The organism is Azonexus caeni (genome assembly GCF_048146105.1).
GTDB lineage: Bacteria > Pseudomonadota > Gammaproteobacteria > Burkholderiales > Rhodocyclaceae > Azonexus > Azonexus aromaticus_B.
On the sequence record NZ_JBKJAD010000012.1, the window covers coordinates 91,778 to 110,142 of the forward strand.

23 protein-coding genes are annotated in these 18,365 nt (G+C 67.4%); 14 read left to right on the forward strand and 9 right to left on the reverse strand.

Going from position 1 to position 18,365, the window contains the following annotated elements; all coding sequences use genetic code 11:
* The first annotated feature begins 12 nt into the window (after positions 1–12).
* The 6 genes from ACLIIZ_RS12730 (at position 13) to ACLIIZ_RS12755 (ending at position 4,625) form a co-directional block, all read left to right on the forward strand.
* Entirely contained in the window at positions 13–591 is a 579-nt protein-coding gene (locus ACLIIZ_RS12730) for an SCO family protein (protein ID WP_416692622.1), read from the forward strand.
* Positions 592–624: 33 nt separating this feature from the next.
* Entirely contained in the window at positions 625–1,758 is a 1,134-nt protein-coding gene (locus ACLIIZ_RS12735) for an ABC transporter permease (RefSeq protein WP_416692624.1), read from the forward strand.
* Positions 1,755–2,429 carry an ABC transporter ATP-binding protein gene (locus ACLIIZ_RS12740; protein WP_416692627.1) on the forward strand — a complete coding sequence of 225 codons (675 nt, stop codon included), beginning with the start codon at positions 1,755–1,757 and terminating at the stop codon, positions 2,427–2,429. Before ACLIIZ_RS12735 ends, ACLIIZ_RS12740 begins: the two co-directional genes overlap by 4 nt.
* Positions 2,430–2,436: 7 nt before the next feature.
* Positions 2,437–3,444 (forward strand): hypothetical protein, encoded by a 1,008-nt coding sequence (locus tag ACLIIZ_RS12745; protein ID WP_416692629.1) that lies wholly within the window; start codon positions 2,437–2,439, stop codon positions 3,442–3,444.
* Between the two features lie 90 nt (positions 3,445–3,534).
* Entirely contained in the window at positions 3,535–4,143 is a 609-nt protein-coding gene (locus ACLIIZ_RS12750; RefSeq protein ID WP_416692631.1) for a nitrous oxide reductase accessory protein NosL, read from the forward strand.
* A complete protein-coding gene (locus tag ACLIIZ_RS12755) occupies positions 4,140–4,625 on the forward strand; it encodes a nitrous oxide reductase accessory protein NosL (RefSeq protein ID WP_416692633.1) in 486 nt (161 codons plus the stop codon). Before ACLIIZ_RS12750 ends, ACLIIZ_RS12755 begins: the two co-directional genes overlap by 4 nt.
* Here the strand turns inward: ACLIIZ_RS12755 and ACLIIZ_RS12760 are convergent.
* The 5 genes from ACLIIZ_RS12760 to ACLIIZ_RS12780 all read right to left on the reverse strand — a co-directional run bounded on the left by ACLIIZ_RS12760 (position 4,622) and on the right by ACLIIZ_RS12780 (position 7,742).
* Positions 4,622–5,986, reverse strand: coding sequence for a sensor histidine kinase (locus ACLIIZ_RS12760; protein ID WP_416692634.1), 1,365 nt, complete (start codon positions 5,984–5,986; stop codon positions 4,622–4,624). The two genes, ACLIIZ_RS12755 and ACLIIZ_RS12760, sit on opposite strands and share 4 nt — an antisense overlap.
* On the reverse strand, positions 5,983–6,645 hold the full coding sequence (locus ACLIIZ_RS12765; protein ID WP_416692636.1) for a response regulator: 663 nt from the start codon (positions 6,643–6,645) through the stop codon (positions 5,983–5,985). Before ACLIIZ_RS12765 ends, ACLIIZ_RS12760 begins: the two co-directional genes overlap by 4 nt.
* Positions 6,645–6,980 carry a PepSY domain-containing protein gene (locus tag ACLIIZ_RS12770; RefSeq protein ID WP_416692637.1) on the reverse strand — a complete coding sequence of 112 codons (336 nt, stop codon included), beginning with the start codon at positions 6,978–6,980 and terminating at the stop codon, positions 6,645–6,647. Before ACLIIZ_RS12770 ends, ACLIIZ_RS12765 begins: the two co-directional genes overlap by 1 nt.
* A gap of 6 nt (positions 6,981–6,986) precedes the next feature.
* Entirely contained in the window at positions 6,987–7,316 is a 330-nt protein-coding gene (locus tag ACLIIZ_RS12775; protein ID WP_416692639.1) for a hypothetical protein, read from the reverse strand.
* A 126-nt stretch (positions 7,317–7,442) separates the two neighbouring features.
* Positions 7,443–7,742, reverse strand: a complete 300-nt coding sequence (locus tag ACLIIZ_RS12780; protein WP_416692641.1) for a hypothetical protein — start codon at positions 7,740–7,742, stop codon at positions 7,443–7,445.
* Between the two features lie 136 nt (positions 7,743–7,878).
* On the opposite strand from ACLIIZ_RS12780, the gene ACLIIZ_RS12785 reads away from it, so the two are divergent.
* From ACLIIZ_RS12785 to ACLIIZ_RS12800, 4 genes are read left to right on the forward strand one after another with little or no spacing between them, the layout of a single operon-like run.
* On the forward strand, positions 7,879–8,289 hold the full coding sequence (locus ACLIIZ_RS12785) for a DUF1924 domain-containing protein (RefSeq protein ID WP_416692643.1): 411 nt from the start codon (positions 7,879–7,881) through the stop codon (positions 8,287–8,289).
* A gap of 16 nt (positions 8,290–8,305) precedes the next feature.
* Complete coding sequence (locus ACLIIZ_RS12790; protein WP_416692645.1) at positions 8,306–8,797, forward strand: diheme cytochrome c; 492 nt, start codon at positions 8,306–8,308, stop codon at positions 8,795–8,797.
* A 33-nt stretch (positions 8,798–8,830) separates the two neighbouring features.
* Entirely contained in the window at positions 8,831–9,235 is a 405-nt protein-coding gene (locus ACLIIZ_RS12795; RefSeq protein ID WP_416692647.1) for a PepSY domain-containing protein, read from the forward strand.
* Positions 9,232–10,533 carry a ferredoxin reductase family protein gene (locus ACLIIZ_RS12800; RefSeq protein ID WP_416692649.1) on the forward strand — a complete coding sequence of 434 codons (1,302 nt, stop codon included), beginning with the start codon at positions 9,232–9,234 and terminating at the stop codon, positions 10,531–10,533. Before ACLIIZ_RS12795 ends, ACLIIZ_RS12800 begins: the two co-directional genes overlap by 4 nt.
* Positions 10,534–10,585: 52 nt before the next feature.
* Here the strand turns inward: ACLIIZ_RS12800 and ACLIIZ_RS12805 are convergent, their stop codons facing one another.
* Together ACLIIZ_RS12805 and ACLIIZ_RS12810 are read right to left on the reverse strand one after the other, a co-directional pair.
* The gene (locus tag ACLIIZ_RS12805) at positions 10,586–11,458 is read right to left on the reverse strand and encodes a nucleotidyl transferase AbiEii/AbiGii toxin family protein (protein ID WP_416692651.1); all 873 of its coding nucleotides are present in this window, start codon (positions 11,456–11,458) and stop codon (positions 10,586–10,588) included.
* Positions 11,446–12,210 (reverse strand): hypothetical protein, encoded by a 765-nt coding sequence (locus tag ACLIIZ_RS12810; protein WP_416692653.1) that lies wholly within the window; start codon positions 12,208–12,210, stop codon positions 11,446–11,448. The genes ACLIIZ_RS12805 and ACLIIZ_RS12810 overlap by 13 nt, the downstream gene beginning before the upstream one ends.
* Before the next feature lie 102 nt (positions 12,211–12,312).
* Between ACLIIZ_RS12810 and ACLIIZ_RS12815 the strand changes: the two genes are divergently transcribed.
* A complete protein-coding gene (locus ACLIIZ_RS12815; protein ID WP_416692655.1) occupies positions 12,313–12,723 on the forward strand; it encodes a hypothetical protein in 411 nt (136 codons plus the stop codon).
* Between the two features lie 10 nt (positions 12,724–12,733).
* Here the strand turns inward: ACLIIZ_RS12815 and ACLIIZ_RS12820 are convergent, their stop codons facing one another.
* Both ACLIIZ_RS12820 and ACLIIZ_RS12825 read right to left on the reverse strand, forming a co-directional pair.
* Positions 12,734–13,489: a phosphatase PAP2 family protein gene (locus tag ACLIIZ_RS12820; protein WP_416692657.1), complete on the reverse strand. Its 756-nt coding sequence runs from the start codon at positions 13,487–13,489 to the stop codon at positions 12,734–12,736.
* Complete coding sequence (locus ACLIIZ_RS12825; RefSeq protein ID WP_416692659.1) at positions 13,473–15,428, reverse strand: LTA synthase family protein; 1,956 nt, start codon at positions 15,426–15,428, stop codon at positions 13,473–13,475. Before ACLIIZ_RS12825 ends, ACLIIZ_RS12820 begins: the two co-directional genes overlap by 17 nt.
* A 176-nt stretch (positions 15,429–15,604) precedes the next feature.
* Here ACLIIZ_RS12825 and ACLIIZ_RS12830 point away from each other — a divergent pair, with 176 nt between their 5' ends.
* The 3 genes from ACLIIZ_RS12830 to ACLIIZ_RS12840 all read left to right on the forward strand — a co-directional run bounded on the left by ACLIIZ_RS12830 (position 15,605) and on the right by ACLIIZ_RS12840 (position 18,306).
* Positions 15,605–16,279 carry a response regulator transcription factor gene (locus tag ACLIIZ_RS12830; RefSeq protein WP_416692661.1) on the forward strand — a complete coding sequence of 225 codons (675 nt, stop codon included), beginning with the start codon at positions 15,605–15,607 and terminating at the stop codon, positions 16,277–16,279.
* Complete coding sequence (locus ACLIIZ_RS12835) at positions 16,272–17,537, forward strand: sensor histidine kinase (protein ID WP_416692664.1); 1,266 nt, start codon at positions 16,272–16,274, stop codon at positions 17,535–17,537. The genes ACLIIZ_RS12830 and ACLIIZ_RS12835 overlap by 8 nt, the downstream gene beginning before the upstream one ends.
* Positions 17,538–17,622: 85 nt before the next feature.
* Positions 17,623–18,306 carry a class I SAM-dependent methyltransferase gene (locus tag ACLIIZ_RS12840; protein WP_416692666.1) on the forward strand — a complete coding sequence of 228 codons (684 nt, stop codon included), beginning with the start codon at positions 17,623–17,625 and terminating at the stop codon, positions 18,304–18,306.
* The last annotated feature ends 59 nt before the right edge of the window (positions 18,307–18,365 follow it).

Consider the following 18,365-nt stretch of genomic DNA (forward strand, 5'->3'; position numbering starts at 1 on the left):
GGGCGCGCGCGCATGAAACGTCATCATTTCCTGTTCGCCATCGCCGCGGCGTTAGCGATTTTCCTTGCTGCCGCCCTGTTCCTGGTCGACCGCGAGGCACCGGCCAGCAAGCTGCCGGCGGGCGGCGACTTCGTCCTGCACGCGGTCGACGGCCCCTTCGATACGAAAACCCTGCGCGGCAAGGTGCTGCTGGTCTACTTCGGCTATACCAGTTGTCCCGACATCTGCCCGACCACCCTGTCGACCGGCGCCCAGGCGCTCCGGCTGTTGACCGCAGAGGAGCGTGCGCGCGTCCGCATGGTGATGATTTCCGTCGATCCGGAACGCGACAGTCTCGCCCATCTGGCGCAATACGCGACTTTCTTCCATCCCGCGCTGCTCGGCGTCAGCGGCTCGCCGGAGGAGGTGGCGGCGGTGCTGCGCCAGTTCGGGGCGAACTATCGCAAGGGGCCGGTACAGCCCGATGGCAGCTATGCCATCGACCACACGACGGCGACCTATGTCGTCGATGCCGAGGGCAAGCTGGTGTCCACGCTCAATTTCGGCAGCACGCCGGAGCAGGTCGTCGCTGCCGTGCGCCAGTACCTGTGACATGGTGCGCCACTTTCCCGCCGTGTGCCGCTGATGCGTTCCTGGCTTGACCGGCAACTGCATCTGATCGATTTCACGCTGGGCTCGCTGGCCCGGCGCAAGGCGCGCAATCTCGGCCTGCTCGCCGTCTATACGCTGCTGGTTTTCGTGCTGGCGTCGCTGAGTCTGTTTGCCAGCGCGCTGCGCAGCGAAGCTACCCATGTCCTTGCCGGTTCGCCGGAAGTCGTCCTGCAGCGCCTGGTCGCCGGCCGGCACGATCTGATTCCGCCGGGTTATCTGGAAAGCATCGGGCGGGTGCGCGGGGTCCAGAAAAAGGAAGCCCGGCTCTGGGCTTACTATCGCGACCCGCGATCCGGCAGCCAGCTCGTCTTCATGGCGCGTCCCGACGCGGAAGTGGCGGTCGGCAGCGTCATGCTCGGCACGCGGCTGGCCGCCGCCGCCAAGCTGAAGGTCGGCGACACGCTCGCCTTCCCCGATTATCGCGGGCAGCCCTATCCCTTGCGCGTCGCCAGCCTGCTGACGCCGGATTCCGAACTCCAGTCGGCGACTCTGGTGTTGCTCGCGGAAGCCGATTTCCGCGCCTTCTTCGCGTATCCGGCCGGGCATTACACCGATATCGCGCTGTCGGTGCGCAATCCGCTCGAAGTCGGCAACGTCGCCAGCAAACTGGCGGCAGCGCTGCCCGACTCGCGGCCGATCCTGCGCGACGAGATGCTGCGTACCTACGAGCACATCTTCGACTGGCGCGAAGGCATCCTGCTCACCGTACTGGTTGGCGTCATCCTCACCTTCGCCATCTTCGCCTGGGAAAAGGCGGCCGGGCTGTCGGCCGAGGAAAAGCGCGAAATCGGCATCCTCAAGGCAATCGGCTGGGAAACCAGCGACGTGATCCGGATGAAGGTGTGGGAAGGTCTGGTGGTTTCGCTGACCGCCTTCGCGAGCGGATTCCTGGCCGCCTGGGTGCATGTCTTCCATTTCGGCGCGCCGCTCTTCGCGCCAGTACTCAAGGGCTGGTCGGTGGTCTACCCGGAATTCGCGCTGTTCCCCGCCGTCGACGGCCTGCAGGTCGCCACCCTGTTCTTCTTCACGGTCTTCCCCTATACGGCTGCCGTCCTGGTGCCGATCTGGCGGGCGGCCATCACCGACCCCGACACTGTGATGCGATGATCGAAATCTCCGCCGTCCACAAGGCCTTCAACCAGGGCCAGCACAACGAGTACTGGGCCCTGCAGGGCATCGACCTGCGTATCGAAGCCGGCAAGGTGACGGCTTTTCGTGGTCCCAGCGGTTCCGGCAAGACGACGCTGCTGACCATCGTCGGTTGCCTGGCGCGGCCGACCAGCGGTCGGGTCCGTCTGCGCGGCGAAGAGGTTTCCGGCTTGCCGGAACGCTTCCTGACCGAAATCCGGCGGCGCAGCTTCGGCTTCGTATTCCAGCAGTTCAACCTGATCCGCGGCCTCTCGGCGCTGGAAAACATCATCCTGCCGGCGCTGCCGACCGGGCGTCCGCGCGCGCAACTGGTCGCGGCGGCGATGGCGCTCCTCGAACAGTTGCAACTGACCCAGCGCGCCCAGGCCAAAGTTGAATGGCTGTCCGGCGGCGAGCAGCAGCGGGTGGCGATCGCCCGCGCGCTGATCAACGATCCCGAGGTGATCATCGCCGACGAGCCGACCGCCAACCTGGACAGCACGCTGGCCGGCGAGTTCATGGGGCTGCTCGCCAGTTTCACGGCGGCCGGCAAGACCGTGCTGCTGACCAGCCACGACCCGCTGGTCGTCGAATCGGCCGCCGTCCATCGCGTCGTCGCGATGCGCGACGGCAAGCTCATCGAGGCCTGAGACCCGGATGCTGTTCCAGCCCGCGATCATCGCCCTGCTGCTGGCCGCTGCCGTTGCCGTGCTGATGCTGGCGGCGGCGGCGCCCTTCGCGCTGAGCGTGCTCAGGGAATGGGACATCGGCAGCGGTTCGGAGCGGCAACTGGTGCTTGAACGGCGCACCTACCTGTTCTCGACGCTGGTCTCCTTCGTCATGGCGATCCAGCTCGCCACCCTGCTGCTCTTCGTGTTCAACGCCGATCGCCTGGCGGTGATGTTCGTCGGCGCGATGTGCGCGGTCGGCACGCTCAACGTCAACGCTTGGGGCTTCCCGGCGCTGATCGTGCAGATGCTGGTGTTTTTCAGCGCCCTGGTCTGGCTGGCGATCAACCATGTGGACAACCTGGCGCGCGACTATCCGCTGGTGCGCGCCAAGTACGGCCTGTTGCTCCTGCTGCTGCCACTGCTGATGCTGAATTTCTGGCTGCAGTACCGCTATTTCTCCGGCCTGCGCGCCAACGTCATCACCTCCTGCTGCGGCAGCCTGTTTTCTGAGGAAGCCGAAACCCTGACCGCCGAAGTCTCCAGCCTCGAACCGCGCGCCGCGCTGTGGCTGTTCTACGCCGGCATGAGCGTCGCCGTCGCCAGCGGCCTCTTGCACTGGCGCCGCCGCGGCCGGCTCGACGGCGGCTGGCTTGGCATCGCCGCCGCCGCCGGTTTCGTGATCGCGCTGACTGGCGTGATTTCCTTCATTTCCCTTTACATCTACGAGCATCCGCACCATCACTGCCCGTTCTGCATCCTCAAGACCGAGTACGACTATCGCGGCTATGCCCTCTACCTGCCGCTGTTCGGCGGCGCGGCGGCGGGCATGGCGGCCGGGGCGCTGCAGTTCTTTGCCGCCGTGCCCAGCCTGCGCGCCGTATTGCCGCGGGTTTCGGCGCGGCTGGCGCTGCTCAGCGGCGCGGGCTTCCTGATGTTCACGCTGCTTGCCACATGGTTTGTCGTCAACTCGAAGCTGATCCTGATCGAATCCTGAAAGTTCCCTGGTGCGGCAATATGCCGCAGCTTGCGCGCACGGCGGACCATTAACATGCAAAGCTTATTTACCGTCCCTCGAGGAGCCAAGATGAAACGTCGTGAAATGCTCAAACTGTCCGCGCTGGCCGGCCTTGCCTCGGCCGCCCTGCCTTCGGTGGCGCATGCCGAAAGCTGCCAGACCGACGGCACGCCCAACCAGTTCATCCCGAAAAAGGCGGCCGATGCCAACCCGCTCGACAAGGACATCGAGAAGTACCCGAAGTGCCCGTACTGCGGCATGGACCGCAAGGAACACAACAAGACCCGGATGCTGGTCCAGTATTCCGACGACCTGGCCGACGGCGTCTGCTCGATCCACTGTCTGGCGCTCAGCCTGAGCCTGAACATCGACCGCGAACCGAAGGAAATCTGGGGCCCGGACTTCGCCGCCAGCGCCGAGCCGCGGCCGCTGCTGCCGGTCGATAAGCTGACCTATCTGCTCGGTGCCGACCTCAAGCACGCGATGACCAAGAAGAGCAAGCATTCCTTCGCTTCCGCCGATGTCGCCAGGGAATTCCAGGCCAAACACGGCGGTACGCTGGTCAGCTTCAACGACGCGCTGCGTGAGAGCTATCTCGGCATGGCCGACGACGTCATGATGATTCGCAAGAACCGCGCCGAACGTCGCCGTCGCGCCATGGAAATGAAGCACGGATGATCAATCGGCGCCGCTTCATCGCGCTGGCCCCGGCTTTCTGGGTGGGGACGAGCTTCGCCCAGAAGGTGCCGATGCCGGGCAAGATGGACCTTTGCCCGGTGTGCGGCATGGTCGTTTCGAAGTACCCGAACTGGATCGCCGTCGTCACCTGGAAGGACGGGCATGCCCATTTCTTCGACGGCGCCAAGGACATGTTCAAGTTCCTGTTCGACCTGCCGAAGTACGCGCCCGGCCACCGGTCGCAGGAGATCGCCGCCATCCACGTCACCGATTTCTATAATCTGGAACGGATCGACGGCCGCCGGGCGCTCTACGTCATCGGTTCGGATGTTTACGGGCCGATGGGGCACGAGTTCGTGCCGCTGGCGACGGCGGAAGACGCCGCCGACTTCCTCAAGGAACACAAGGGGAAGAAGATCCTGCGTTTCGACCAGGTCACCGCGAAACTGCCGTTCCGGCTCGACGACGGCAAGTTCGACTAAGCCGCCAGGCTGAGGCGTGCCCTGAGGCCGCCGAGCGGCGAATCGAGCAGTTCGAGGCGGCCGCCGTAGAGGCCGGCCAGTTCGTCGACGATCGCCAGTCCGAGACCGCTGCCCGGCACTCTTTCGTCACCGCGTTGGCCGCGTTGCAGAAGCAGCGCCCGGTCGGCGGCGGCGATGCCCGGGCCGTCGTCGTCGATGTCGATGGACAGCGTTGCCCCGTCGCTGGCACAAGTTACCTCGACCCGGCGATTGGCCCACTTGCCGGCATTGTCGAGCAGGTTGCCGAGCATTTCCTGGAGATCCTGGGCTTCGCCGCGGAACTGCAGCTTGCCGCCGCCAGCGAATGAAAATTCTAGCCCTCGTTCCGCGTGGATGTGTTGCATCGCCCGCAACAGGCCTTCGATCACCGATCCGACCGCGCAGCGCTGTCCCTTGCCCTGGGCGGCCGCGGCGACGCGGGCGCGGGCCAGGTGGTGGTCGATCTGGGCGCGGGCGGTGCCAACCTGGGTGCGCACCAGTTCGGCCAGTTCGCCGGTTTCGTCGGCGGCGGCGTTGGCCATCACCGCCAGCGGCGTCTTCACCGCGTGCGCCAGGTTGCCGGCCTGGCTGCGGGCGCGCTCGACGAATTCGGCATTGCGTTGCAGCAGCGAATTCAGTTCGTCGACCAGCGGCTGCACTTCGCTCGGATGCTTGCTGCCCAGACTGGCCTGTTCGCCGTCGCGCAATCGGGTCAGTTCGTCGCGCAGGCGCTTGAGCGGGCGTAACCCGGCCTGGACCTGAATCACCGCGGCAATTGCCAGGCCGCCGGCGAGCAGGGCGAGGGCGGCCAGCAGCAGGCCGCGGAAGCGCTCCACCGGTTCAGCGAGCAATGCTTCGTCGGCGGCGACGATCAGGCGCAAGGTCATTTCCGGGCGCTCGGCCGGCTGCAGGACCTGTTCGATCATGCGCAGCCTTGCGCCTTGCGGCCCGCTCACCCGGTGTTCGTGCCGTTCGCCATCGGCGAGCTGGTCGCCGGGGACGCTCAGTTCGGCGTCCCACAACGAGCGCGAGCGCAACTCGCCGCGCTTGCCACTGTCACCGCCTTCGGGCATCCGGTCGACCTGCCAGTACAGGCCAGCGTAGGGGCGCTCGAGGCGCGGGTCGCTGAGCGGCCGGGCCAGCGTCGGTCGGCCGTCGGGCGTCAGTTCGAGATTCGCCGCCAACTGGTTGAGATGGATCGTCAGCTCGGCGCGGAACTGGTTGGCCAGGTGTTCCTCGAACATCCCTTGCAGCCACCAGCCGGCGAGGGCGACGGTGGCCAGCATCCAGGTCAGGGTACCGGCGAGCAGGCGAAACCGCAGCGAGGCGCCGGGCTGGCTCATGGCGTGTCGTTCATCCGGTAGCCGAGGCCGCGCAGGGTTTCGATCATGCCGGACGGCAGCTTCTTGCGCAGGCGGCCGACGAAGACCTCGATGGTGTTGGAGTCGCGCTCGCTGTCCAGCGGATAGACATGCTCGGACAGTTCGCCGCGGGTGACGGCCTGGCCGCGCCGCTGCATCAGGTAGGCGAGGACGCGGAATTCGTGGCTGGTCAGCGTCAGCGGCTGGCCGTCCAGGCAGACGCGGGCGCCGCGCAGGTCCAGGCTGAGCGGCCCGCAACGCAGTTCGTTGTCGGCCTGGCCGGCGGCGCGGCGGATCAGCGCGCGCAGGCGGGCGGCCAGTTCTTCCATGTGGAAGGGCTTGACCAGGTAATCGTCGGCGCCGGCGTCGATGCCGGCGACGCGCTCGTGCCAGTCGCCGCGTGCTGTGAGGATCAGCACCGGCATGCCGCGACCGTTGGCGCGCCAGCGCTTGAGCACCGAGATGCCGTCGAGCAGCGGCAGGCCAAGGTCGAGCACGACCGCGTCGAAATCTTCCTCGTTGCCCAGGTGCAGCGCGTCGCGACCATTGACGGCAACTTCGACGATGTAGCCCTCAGCACGCAGGCTGCGGCCGATCTGCAGGTTCAGCGTCGGTTCGTCCTCGACCAGCAGGATGCGCATCAGTGCCGTCCTCCCCGGCGCCCGTGGCGGCCCTTGACTTCAAGCAGACGGCCGTCGCGGGCGTCGACGATCAGTTTGTTGACGCCGCCGTCGCGGCGCAGCATCTTCACCTCGTAGATCCAGCGGTTGTCGTCGTGTTCCAGTTCGACTTCGAGGACTTCGCCGCCGTGTTCGCGGCCGACCCGTTCGAGGACGACGCCGAGTGGCAGGATTTCGCCGGCCGCCAGCGCCCGCCGCGCCACTTCGTGGTCCTGGCGGCCATCGCCGATGGCCGGCGCGATCAGCGTCAGGGCGAGGGCGAACCCAAGCAGGGCGTGGCGGCAGGCGGCAGGCATGGACACTTACTGGCGACCCTGGCCAGCGCCCATGCCGCGACCGGGGCCCTGGCCGCGACGACCGCCGGCCTGCTGCGGTCCCTGCGGATTGACCGGGACCAGCACCTTGCCTTGCGCCGCGGCGCGTTCGCTCATGAGCTGGTGGTTGTCGGCGCGGATTGCGGCGCGTTCCTCTTCGGTCTTGGCGGCGCGCATCTTGTTGCGCTGTTCGGCGCGTTCTTCCTGCGTCATCAACTGCTCGGCATTGACGGTGGCCGGATCGGCGGCCTGGGCGAGGTTGCTGGCGAGGCACAAAAGGGCGGCCAGCAGGGCGGTACGGAAATTACGTTCGGACATGATGCACTCCTTCACGATCAGAATGATGTCACGCGGGCGGCGTGCCCGCCATGAGCGGATACAGGCTTTCTTCATTCCCCGCCTGTCGTTCTACGCCGGGCAAGCTGAATCCCGCCTGAACGCCGCTCAGTCGTCATCGTCATCGTGCCAGCGCCGATGCCGGTGGTGCTCGGCCGGTGCTGGCGCGCGCTCGCCGAAGCCGGCGCGATAGACCTCGTCGCGGGTGAAGCGGCATTCCTGGTGGCTGCCGACTTCCTTGAGCAGGACACTGTCGGGTTGGCTGAGGACGCCGCTCTGGGCGGCGATGCGGGCGCGGATGGCGGGGCAGGGGTCGCCGCTGGCGGAAGCGGTTGCCGGATCGGCGGCGTCGGCGGCACAGGCGCCGGCAGTGGCGAACAGCAGCAGGAAGAAGAGAGGCTTGGACATGAAGGGCTCCGGGGTGGCGATGGCGCTCATCGTCGGCGGTGGGCGATGAATCCTGCCTGAATGCTGCCTTCAGCTTTCATTCAGGCGGCATCGGGCACAGTGCGCTGCATCGTCACCGATTCAGGAGTATTGCCAGATGTCCCGCCGTCTCATCCTCTCGCTCATCGTCGCCGCCCTGCCGCTGGCCGCCAGCGCCGGCGCCCTCGAAGACCAGCTGGCCCGCTACGCCACCGCCGCCAAGGCGGAAACCCCGGGCTTCTCCGGCTTCTCCGCCGGCCGCGGCGAGAAGCTGTATTTCACCGAATTCGGCCTCGGCAAGCCCGATACGCCGGCCTGCGCCACCTGCCACGGCAAGGACCCGCGCGCCGCCGGCCAGGCGCGCAGCGGCAAGCGCATCGATCCGATGGCGCTGTCGGTATCGCCGGGGCGTTACGCCGACCCGGCCAAGGTCGAGAAATGGTTCAAGCGCAACTGCGACGAAGTCCTCGGTCGCGCCTGCACCGCCCAGGAAAAGGGCGACTGGCTGAGCTTCGTCGCCAGTCGCTGATCGTCAGGAGAACGCCATGAAATTTCCCCTTCGTCCCTTCGCGCTGTCCTTGCTGGCGCTCGGCTTTTCCGCCCTGGTCTATACCAGCGCGCAGGCCGGCGGCGGCCATTACTACCCGCCGGTCAAGGACCCCGTGGTCAAGGAAGAGTGCGGCAGCTGCCACCTCGCCTTCCCGGCGGCGATGCTGCCGGCGGCCTCGTGGCAGAAGATGATGGGCGAGCTCGACCGCCACTTCGGCGACAACGCCAGTGTCGACCCGGCCATCGCCAAGAAGATCGCCGCCTACCTGGTGGCCAACGCCGCCGATACCGGCGGCAGCCGCTACGGCGCCAAGCTGATGCGCGGCGTCGACCCGGCCAGCGCACCGCAGCGCATCACCAAGCTGCCCAAGTGGGTGCGCGAGCACCGCGAGGTGCCGGACTGGGAATGGCGCCACAAGGACGTGCGGACCAAGGCCAATTGCGTGGCTTGCCACGCCGACGCCGAACTCGGCTACTACGAGGATTGACCGGCAACCGCCGGCGATCCGTAAGGAGAAATCATGCAGATCAGCAAATTTCCGCGCCGCCTCGTGCTGGCGCTGACCCTGGGTTGCGTTGTCGTTGGCAACGCACTGGCCGACGACCACCGCGACCGTCGCAGCGAACGTAGCGACGCCGGCTGGTTGCCCATCCCGGCGCTGGTCAGCCGCCTGGAAGCGGCCGGCTACCGCAATGTCGAGGAAATCGAGCGCGAGCACGGCCGTTACGAAGTGCGCGTCACCGACCGCAACGGCGAGCGGCGCAAACTCTATTTCGATGGCCGCAGCGGCGAACCGCTCGGCGCCGGCCGCGCCGAAGGCGTGCCGCGCGAGCGGGTGGTGCAGCCGGCCGACGGCCGCGAATGCAACCAGCGGCGCTGCCGCGACGACCTGCCGGCAACGCCGGCCGGAGGCGCCAAGCCATGAAGCTACTGCTCGCCGTCCTGCTCTCCGCTCTCGGCCTCGCCTGGGGCTGGGACGTCTATAACGCCGCGCCGACCGACGCCCATCCGTGGTGGGTGGCGCGTCAGGAACTGCTCTATCTGAGCGGCGTCCTCGCCATCGGCCTGATGTCGCTCGCCACCTACCTGGCGAGCCGGCCGGCCTGGCTGGAAACGCCGCTCGGCGGCATGGACCGCGTCTATCGCACGCACAAGTGGGCGGGCATCCTCGGCGGCAGCTTCGCCGTCATGCACTGGTTGGTGGAGATGTCCGACGACATCCTGAAATCGTCGATCGGGCGCAGCGGGCGGGTGCCCAAGGAGGAGTTCGGCAACGTTCTCGACCGCCTCCGCGATCTGGCCGAGGACCTCGGCGAATGGGGCTTCTACATCGTCATCGCGCTGATCGTGCTGACCCTGTGGCAACGCTTTCCCTACCGTCCGTGGCGTTTCCTGCACCGGGCGATGCCGGTCATCTACCTGGCGCTCGCCTTCCACGCCGTGCTGCTGGCGCCCGCCGACTACTGGACGCAGCCGCTCGGCCTGCTGCTCGCGCCGCTCGTCGCCGCCGGCTGCTACGGCGCACTGCGCGCCCTGCTCGCCAACATCGGCCGGGAGCGCCGGGTGAGCGGCAAAGTGGCCGAACTTGAGCCGCTCGGCAGCGACCTGCTGCGCGTGCGCTGCCAGCTTGATGCCGGCTGGCCGGGGCACCGGGCCGGGCAGTTCGCGCTGGTCACCTTCGATGAAAGCGAAGGCCCGCATCCCTTCACCATCGCCAGCGCCGATCGTGGCGACGGCAGTGTCGAGTTCTGCATCAAGGCGCTCGGCGACTACACCCGCCGCCTGCGGGCGACGCTGCTGGTCGGCGCGCCGGTGCTCATCGAAGGCCCCTACGGCCGCTTCGACCTCGCCCGCCGGCGACCGCAGGCGCGCCAGTTGTGGGTGGCCGGCGGCATCGGCGTCACCCCCTTCCTGGCCTGGCTGGAAGCTCAGCGCGAGGCAGCGGAACCGGTGCAGGCCGAACTGCACTACTGCACCCGCGACCGCAGCAGCGACCCGCTGGTCGACCGCCTGCAAGCGCTGTGCGCCGGCTTGCCCGGCATCCGCCTGCACCTGCACGGCGCAGCCCAGGGCGAAACGCTCGACGCAGCCCGCCTGCTGGCCGGCGGCGAGAGCAAGGCCGACGTCTGGTTCTGCGGCCCGGCCGGCCTCGGCCAGGCGCTACGCCAGGGGTTGCAGGGGGCTGGCCTGCGCTTTCATCAGGAAGCGTTTCAGATGCGCTGAGGCGGGAGAGGCGACGGGCGGCGAGAGTCGCGCCCGGTCCATCGGGCCTGACTCAATCTCGCAGCGCCATCGCCCGCAGCAACGCGTCGATCTGCCCGAACGCGTCCTGCTGCCATTGTTCGGGCGTGCGATCACCCAGCGCCTGGGTGTCTTCGACGAAGCGCCGCACGCAGCTAGGGCCATATCCGTCGAAGCTGTCGAACTTCTCGGCGATGTGCCGGAAGCCGCGTTCGCCGCTGGCATGCCCCAGCAGTTGGCGACATTCCTGCGCCAGCGCCGCGATCCCCTGGGGGTAGTTGCGCACGCAGTAGTAGATGTCGTAGGCGTCCTTCTGCTTGTAGCGGCCGGCCAGCGCATGGCCCTTCATCGCCAGCAGAGCGGGGATCGAGCAGACCGCGATTTCGACGCGGTTCGTCCCGCCGTCGGGCATCGGTCCGGCCACCGCCACCAACTGATAGAAGCGCATCGCCAGGTCGGCGCCATCGGCGCGTTGCACGGCGAAATCGCTGATCAAGGGGGGATCGTTCCTGACGATTTCCGCGTCGCGCGGCATCAGGAAATCGACCACGATATCGATCGCCTGCCCGTCATCGCGGGCGGCAACCCGGCGGACCAGTTGAAAACGTCGCAGCCCCTCGCGCTGGACATAGCCATGGCCTTGCAGCGCGCCGATCAGGGTGGCGTATTCGCCATCGCCGAGCGCTGCCGCGTCCAAGCCGACGTCCACGTCGAGCGTGCCGACGTGGGGCATGTCCTCGTTGGCCAGCAGCAGCCAGGGAACCGCGCCGCCGATGATGGCGAATTTGCCCCGGAAGCTGCCCAGTATCTGGCCGATCTCGATCAGCACCGACTTCACGGCGGCGCTGGTGCGGTCGTCGTAATCGGCCGCCGACTGCGGTTCCCGGGGTGGTATCAGCGGGACCATGAGAATTGCGCCTGGCGCAGGTGCGCGGCGGCCTCGGCGCCGCGCTCGCCGGCCATGGACAGGTCGAGGTAGGTTTGCAGCGGACTCGTGCAGACCGCGCCTGGCGCCGGCTCGACGGTGTCGGCGAGCAGCCCGGGGTCCTTTGGTACGGTGACGACCACGTTTTCCCCTTTCGCGACGGGGGTCAGCTCCAATGCGGCCCGGAGTTTGCGCAGGCCTTCGTCGTCGGCGAAAAAGTAGCTGGTGCCGGTGCGCCCGTAGGGAGAAAGCCATTGCGCCGCCGAGAATGAAGCGAAGGCGGCACGCCCGGGCGCATCGTCGGCGCGCAGCGCGCCGCGTGCCGCATCTTCGAAGGCGCTGCCATGCAGCGGCGTGTAGAAGCGCAGGCGTTCGCCCGGCGGCGCGCTGTAGCTGTCGCGCCAGGCGTCCAGGAGCGCATCCGGCGCCGCAAGGACCAGGCCCTCGTCCGAAGCGCGCGCCCATTCGCGATCGATCAGGCCGGTACGCACATTGCTGACGTGCCCGAGGCTCACCCCGGCGATTTCCGACAACTCGGTGACCCGCCACGCGCGGCCGGGTTCGCGCAGCATGGCGCGCAGCACCTGGGCGGATTTCGGCCGGAACAGCGACTTCAGTTCGCGCTGTGCGGCCACCGGCTTGTCCGTCACCTGACGCTCGATGAAAACGCCGCCAAAGGCAATCCGGGCGTTGCCTTCGAGGTCGAGGAAGCTGACGCCGTTCTCTGTGCACAACTGCCTCACCGCCGGTGAGAGGTAGGGGGCGATGAAAACGGGCGTTGCCAGGGGCGCCCGGTGCGCGATGTGGTTCCGCAACTCCAGCAGTGCGGAGCGGGCATGCCGCGGTTGCCCGTTCGATTTGACCTCGCAGACGAGCTGGTGCGCTCGTCCGTCCACCAGCAGCCGGACGATCCAGTCGGGTTCCCGGTCGCCGGATGCGAGGCCGGCATCGATGCCTTCAATGTGAAGGATCGGAATCTTTTCAAGCAAGCCGCGCAGCGCTTCATGGGCGCGGGCTTCTTCGGGTTTCAGGTTTTTGGCGGATTTCAGCATTTGCTGAAAGTAGCACGTTCAGTGAAATTTTGGGGAATTTCATTCCTGGGGGTGGTTTCAGCGATTGTTGAAATCATCATCGAACTTGAAATGCCCGGATGCCGTAGGGGCATCGTCAGTCAGGGGGCAGCCTTGCGCCAGGGGCTGCAAGGTGCAGGCCGGCGCTTTCATCAGGAAGCGTTTCAGATGCGCTGAACCAGCGCCCTCAGCTTGTTCCCGCCGGTATGCCGATTGCCCGTCGCGTGCGCGCTGCGCTCGGCAATCGGGCCGGGCGGTAGAGGGTGAAGCGATAGACGAGCAGGCAGATGCTCCAGTCGAGCAGCAGGGTCCACAGGTTGTGCGACAGGAAATGGGCGCCCTGCATCATGCGCCCGGCAGCAAGCAGACTGCCGAAGGCGAGGGCACCGGCCAGCAGGCCTCGGGCCAGGCGCGGTCGGCGGTCGCGCAGGGCGAAGAACAGCGCGATCAGGGAAAAACCCGTGGCCGCGTGACCACCCGGCCAGCAGCGTCCGGGATGCTCGGTTGGCGGTCGGGGCGCCAACAGCGGTGAAAAAGTCTCGCTGCCGCCAAAGTCGCTGAGGTCCCAAGGACACTGCACGGCGCTGACCACCTTGAGCGGCGGCACGACTGCAGTTGAAAGAGTGATTGCCAGCAGCGCGTAGGCGAGCGGGCCGCGCCAGGAGCGCAAGGCGGCCAGGCGGGTGCTGGCGACAAGGGTGGCGGCCAGGGCCAGCGCGAGAACGATGACCGCCGTTTTCGCCCGGTCGTGCAGGACGGTTTCCAGCCAGTAGTTGTCGCGGGCAACGAAGCCGCTGCCCGGAACATGGAAATGGCCGGTGATCCAGAAGTCGAGCGGCGCCGGGTCGACGAGCAGCAATAGCCCCATCGCCGCCAGCGGCAGAGCCAGCCAGAACCCGAAGGCGAAGGGGCGGGACGGCGGGGGGTCAGCGGCCGGTCGCATCGCCAGCGGTGCTCAGCGGCCGCCAGGCGAGCAGGCCGTTACGGAAGGCATGGCTCGCCCCCTGGTAGTAGGCGATGTCGCGGCGGAGCAGCGGGTCGTCTGCGTTACTGCGGCTTTCTTGGCTTTCGCCGAGCGCGTCGTCGTGGCGGCGCATGCCGCGGCGCGGGCTGAGGATGGCGAGGTCCTTGCCGTCGAACAGGCCGAGGTGCTGGTAGTTGCCGATCACCGCGCGGCCCGGGCGCTGCGGGTCGAGGAGCAGGTTGCGGCCGTAGAAGGTCGATTCGTAATCGATGCCGAGCAGGCCGAGCAGGGTTGGCGCCAGGTCGATCTGGCTGGCCAGCCCGGTCATTTCGCGTGGTTTGATGAAGCCCGGCGCGTAGATGAACAGGGGGATGTGGTAGTTGGCCACCGGCAGGTCCTCGTAGCCGGCGCTGCCGGCGGTGTGGTCGGCGACGAAGACGAAAATGGTGTCGGCAAACCACGGCTTGCTGCGGGCCTGTTCGAGGAACTGGCCGATGGCGTGGTCGGTGTATTTGACGGCGCCCTCGCGGCCGTCACCCGAGGGAATGTCGATGCGGCCGTCCGGGTAGGTGTAGGGGCGGTGGTTGGAGGTGGTCATCAGCTGCAGGAAGAAGGGCTTGCCGGCGGCGTGGTCCTGGTCGCCGATCTTCAGCGCCTGCCGGTAGATGTCCTCGTCGGCCATGCCCCAGGCGTTCTGGAAGGACATTTCGTTTTCCGGGACGCTGCTCTGGTCGACGATGCGGTAACCGTTGCCGCTGAAGAAGGCGTTCATGTTGTCGAAGTAGCCGCGTCCGCCATAGACGAAGACGCTGTCGTAGCCGCGCGCGGTGAGTTGCTGGCCGAGGCTGGCGTAGCCGCTTTCGCGGCCCTGACGTTTGACGATGGAGCGGCCGGGGGTGGGCGGCATCGACAGGGTGATCGCTTCCAGGCCGCGGTCGGTGCGCGTGCCGGTCGCCCGGAAATTGCTGAAGAACAGGCTTTCGCCGCGCAAGCGGTCGAGGTTCGGGGTCAATCCGCGTTGGTCGCCGAAGCTGCCGAGGTACTTGGCGCTGAGGCTCTCGATGGTGACGAGGACGATGTTGTGGCGGCGTTCCGGGCCCGGGTTGTCGATGGCGCGGCGGATGTCGAGCGGGTGGTCGCCGAGGAAACGGGCGTTGGGCTCGGCGACTTCGGCGCGCAGCAGGGCGCCGGCCTCGGCGTCGGGCAGGGTGGCGTAGAACTGGCGGTAGTCGAGTTCGTTGTTGCGGAAGGCGGCGAAGAACTGGAAGGGGCCGTTGCTCGCCAGTTCGCGCTGGTAGACGTTGCCGCCCTCGCCGTGCGGGAAGGACTGGCCGACCACGGCGAGGTTGAGGCCGGCGGCCAGCAGCAGGCCGGCGAAGCCCAGCAAGGCCTGGCGGCGCGGCAGCGACGGCGCGTCGAAGCTGGCGATGAGCTGGCGCTTCAAGGCCAGCGTGGCGACGCCGGCGACGATGGCGAGCACGCCGAGCAGGCGATAGACCGGGTAGGACTCGACGATGTTGTCGACGACTTCCTTGGAATAGACCAGGTAGTCGACGGCGATGAAGTTGAAGCGGACGCCGAATTCGTCCCAGAACAGCCACTCGGCGGCGGCGACGAAGAGCATGGCGAAGAAGCCGATGCCGGTGAGGACGAGCAGGAAGGCGCGGTGGCCGCGACTGCGCCACAGGCGTTCCGGGCAGAGCAGCAGGTAGAGGGCGAGCGGCAGCGCGGCGTAAACCAGGAAAGCCAGGTCGTACACGGTGCCGACCGCGAACAGGCGCAGGATCGCCAGGAAACCGGCGTCGGCTTCGGCGAAATGGGTGGCGAGCAGGATGCCGCGGACGGCGAAGAAAACCAGCAACCAGCAGGCGAGGACGAGCGTGAGGAAGCGGGGCTGGGCGTAACGGGAAAAGGGCATCGGTGGCGCGGAGAATCTGTGACGGTGCGCAGTCTGCGATCGGGAACGTCAATGGCGCGTGAACGGATTGTCAAAAAAACGTCAAGAAACCTCGCGCTTCCGGCAGACGGGCGATTAAGCTGCGATTCAGCCGCCATCGCTATACTCTCTATTTCGCAACCGGAAGTTCCAAGCGCATGCGTCTGCTGATCGTCGAAGACAATTCCGACATCCTCGCCAACATCATCGACTACCTCGAAGCCGCCGGCCATGTCGTCGATTGCGCGCGTAACGGGCCGGGCGGACTGCATCTGGCGCTGACCGGGCATTACGACCTGATCGTCCTCGACATCATGCTGCCCGGCATGGACGGCTATCAGCTCTGTCGCAGCCTGCGCGACGCCGGCTGCCAGGTGCCGGTGATCATGCTCACCGCCCGCGATGCCCTCGACGACCGCCTGCAGGGCTTGCGCAGCGGCGCCGACGACTACCTGGTGAAGCCTTTTGCGCTGGCCGAACTCGATGCGCGCATCGAGGCGATCCTGCGCCGTACGCGCGGCGCCAGCCAGCGCCTGCAGGTTGCCGACCTGGTGCTTGATCTCGACACCTGGCGGGCGACCCGCGCCGGCCAGCCGCTGCGTCTCAACCCGGCCTGCCTCAAGCTGCTCGAGACGCTGATGCGCAAGAGTCCCGGCGTCGTCCGCCGGGAAGCGCTGGAAACCGCGTTGTGGGGCGACGATCCGCCGGCCAGCGACAGCCTGCGCAGCCACCTGCACCTGTTGCGCCAGGCGGTGGACAAGCCCTTCCCGCGGCCGTTGCTGCATACCGTGCATGGCGTCGGCTATCGTCTCGGGGAAGAGGCCCATGGCTGACCGGCAGCCGCTCGCCCGCCGCATCCTGCTCTCCTTCATGCTGCTGACGGCGCTGATCGCCGGCATCAACGCCTGGGCGATCATCGCCGTCGTCCAGGTGGTCGAGGAAGACCTGATCGGCGACGAAATGCGCCAAGAGATGGAAATGGTCGAGACGGTCTACCTGACCGAGGGGCGGATTCCCGACCTCACCGGCGGCAGCGCGCTCTACGTGCCGACGCTGAAGGCGCAGCCCCTGCCGGCGGCGTTTGCCGGGCTGCATCCGGGCTTCCAGGAAGTGGTCGGCGAAAACGGCGCCTGGCATGTGCTGGAAACCAGCATCGAAGGGCATCGCTTCATCCTTGCCCGCGACCAGGGGGCTTTCGAAGCGCGCGAGCAGGTGCTGTACAAGGTGGTGATCGGCGGCTTCCTGCTGGCGGTCGCGCTGGCCTGGCTGATCGGCCGGCTGACCGTGCGCCGGGTGATCGACCCGGTGATCCGCCTCGCCGGGCAGGTGCGCGGGCGCGACCAGATGGTGGCATTGGCGCCGCCGCTGGCCGCCGATTACGGCGACGACGAACTCGGCCAGCTGGCGATGGCCTTCGATCTCGCCTTCAGTCAGTTGCGCCTGGCGATCGACCGCGAGCGTCTGTTCACCAGCGACGTCAGTCACGAACTGCGCACGCCGTTGATGATCGTCGGCACTTCGGCCGAACTGCTGCTGCGCGGCGACTTGTCCGAACGCGCCCGCCGTCAGGTCGAACGGATTGCCCGGGCGGCGGCGGAAATGCGCTCGCTGATCGAAGTCTTTCTCGAACTGGCGCGCGCCCAGGGCGCGCAACTGACGCCCGGCGAAGGCGTCAGCCTGGCGGCGATGGCCGACGAACAGAGCCAGCTCTGGGCGGAGGACATCGCCGCCCGCGGTCTCAGTTTTGTTCGCCGCAGCGAGGGCGAGCTGCCCGGACTGTGGCACCCGACGCTGCTGCGCGTGGTGATGGGCAACCTGCTGCGCAACGCCGCGCATTACACCGAGCGCGGTGAAATCCGCCTGATCCTCGCCAGCGACGGTTTCCGCGTCGAGGATACCGGGCCGGGGATTTCGCCCGCGGAGCGGGCGCAGCTGTTCCAGCCCTTCGTCCGCGGCCGCGGCGCGCGCGGCGAAGGCCTCGGGCTCGGCCTGTCCTTGGTGCGCCGGATTTGCGAGCAGCAGGGTTGGCAGATCGACGCGCTCAACCTCGATGGCGGCGGCAGTTGTTTCGTCGTCCGCCTGGGCGGCTGATTTGACGTTTTTTTGACGGGCTTTTGACGGCGGCTTGACGGGCCGCCGCCTATCGTTGGCGCCATCATCAAACCGGTGCGCGACCATGAATCCGTCTTCCCCGATCGAACTCGAGTTTTCCAACAAATACGACAGCGCGCATGCGCTGCAGTATTTCCACAAGCACCGTGCCGGCCTCGCCCGCCGCCTGTCCGACTGGCGCGACCGCCAGCTCGCCCGGCACGCCCTGCAACTCGCCGGCGAACCCGGCTTGGTGCTTGACCTGCCTTGCGGCGCCGGCCGCTTCTGGTCATTGCTCGGCGAACGTCCGAGCCGCGTCATCCTCGCCGCCGACAACTCGCCGCACATGCTCGACGTGGCGCGCCGCCTGCAAGCGCCGGAAATCGCCGGCCGCGTTCACACCTTCCGCACTTCGGCCTTTGCCATCGACCTCGACGACGGCGCTGTCGATTGCATCTTCTGCATGCGCCTGCTGCATCACATCGCCGAATCGGAGCACCGGCTGGCGATGCTGCGCGAATTCCATCGTGTCGCCCGCGATACGGTGATCGTCTCGCTCTGGGTAGACGGCAACGTCAAGGCCTGGCGTCGCCGCCAGCTCGAGGCGAAGCGCGCGGCGCGCGGCAACGCCAACCGCAACCGCTTCGTGGTGCCGGTGGCAACGATCGAGAGCGAATTCGCCGCCGCCGGCTTCTCCATCCTCGGTCATCAGGACTTCCTGCCCGGCTACGCGATGTGGCGGGTGTACACGCTGCGCAAGCTGGCCTGAGCCGCTTTCCTGCCAAGTTCATGGCCTGTTCCTCCGGCGCCGGGGGCAAGGCCGCGTGT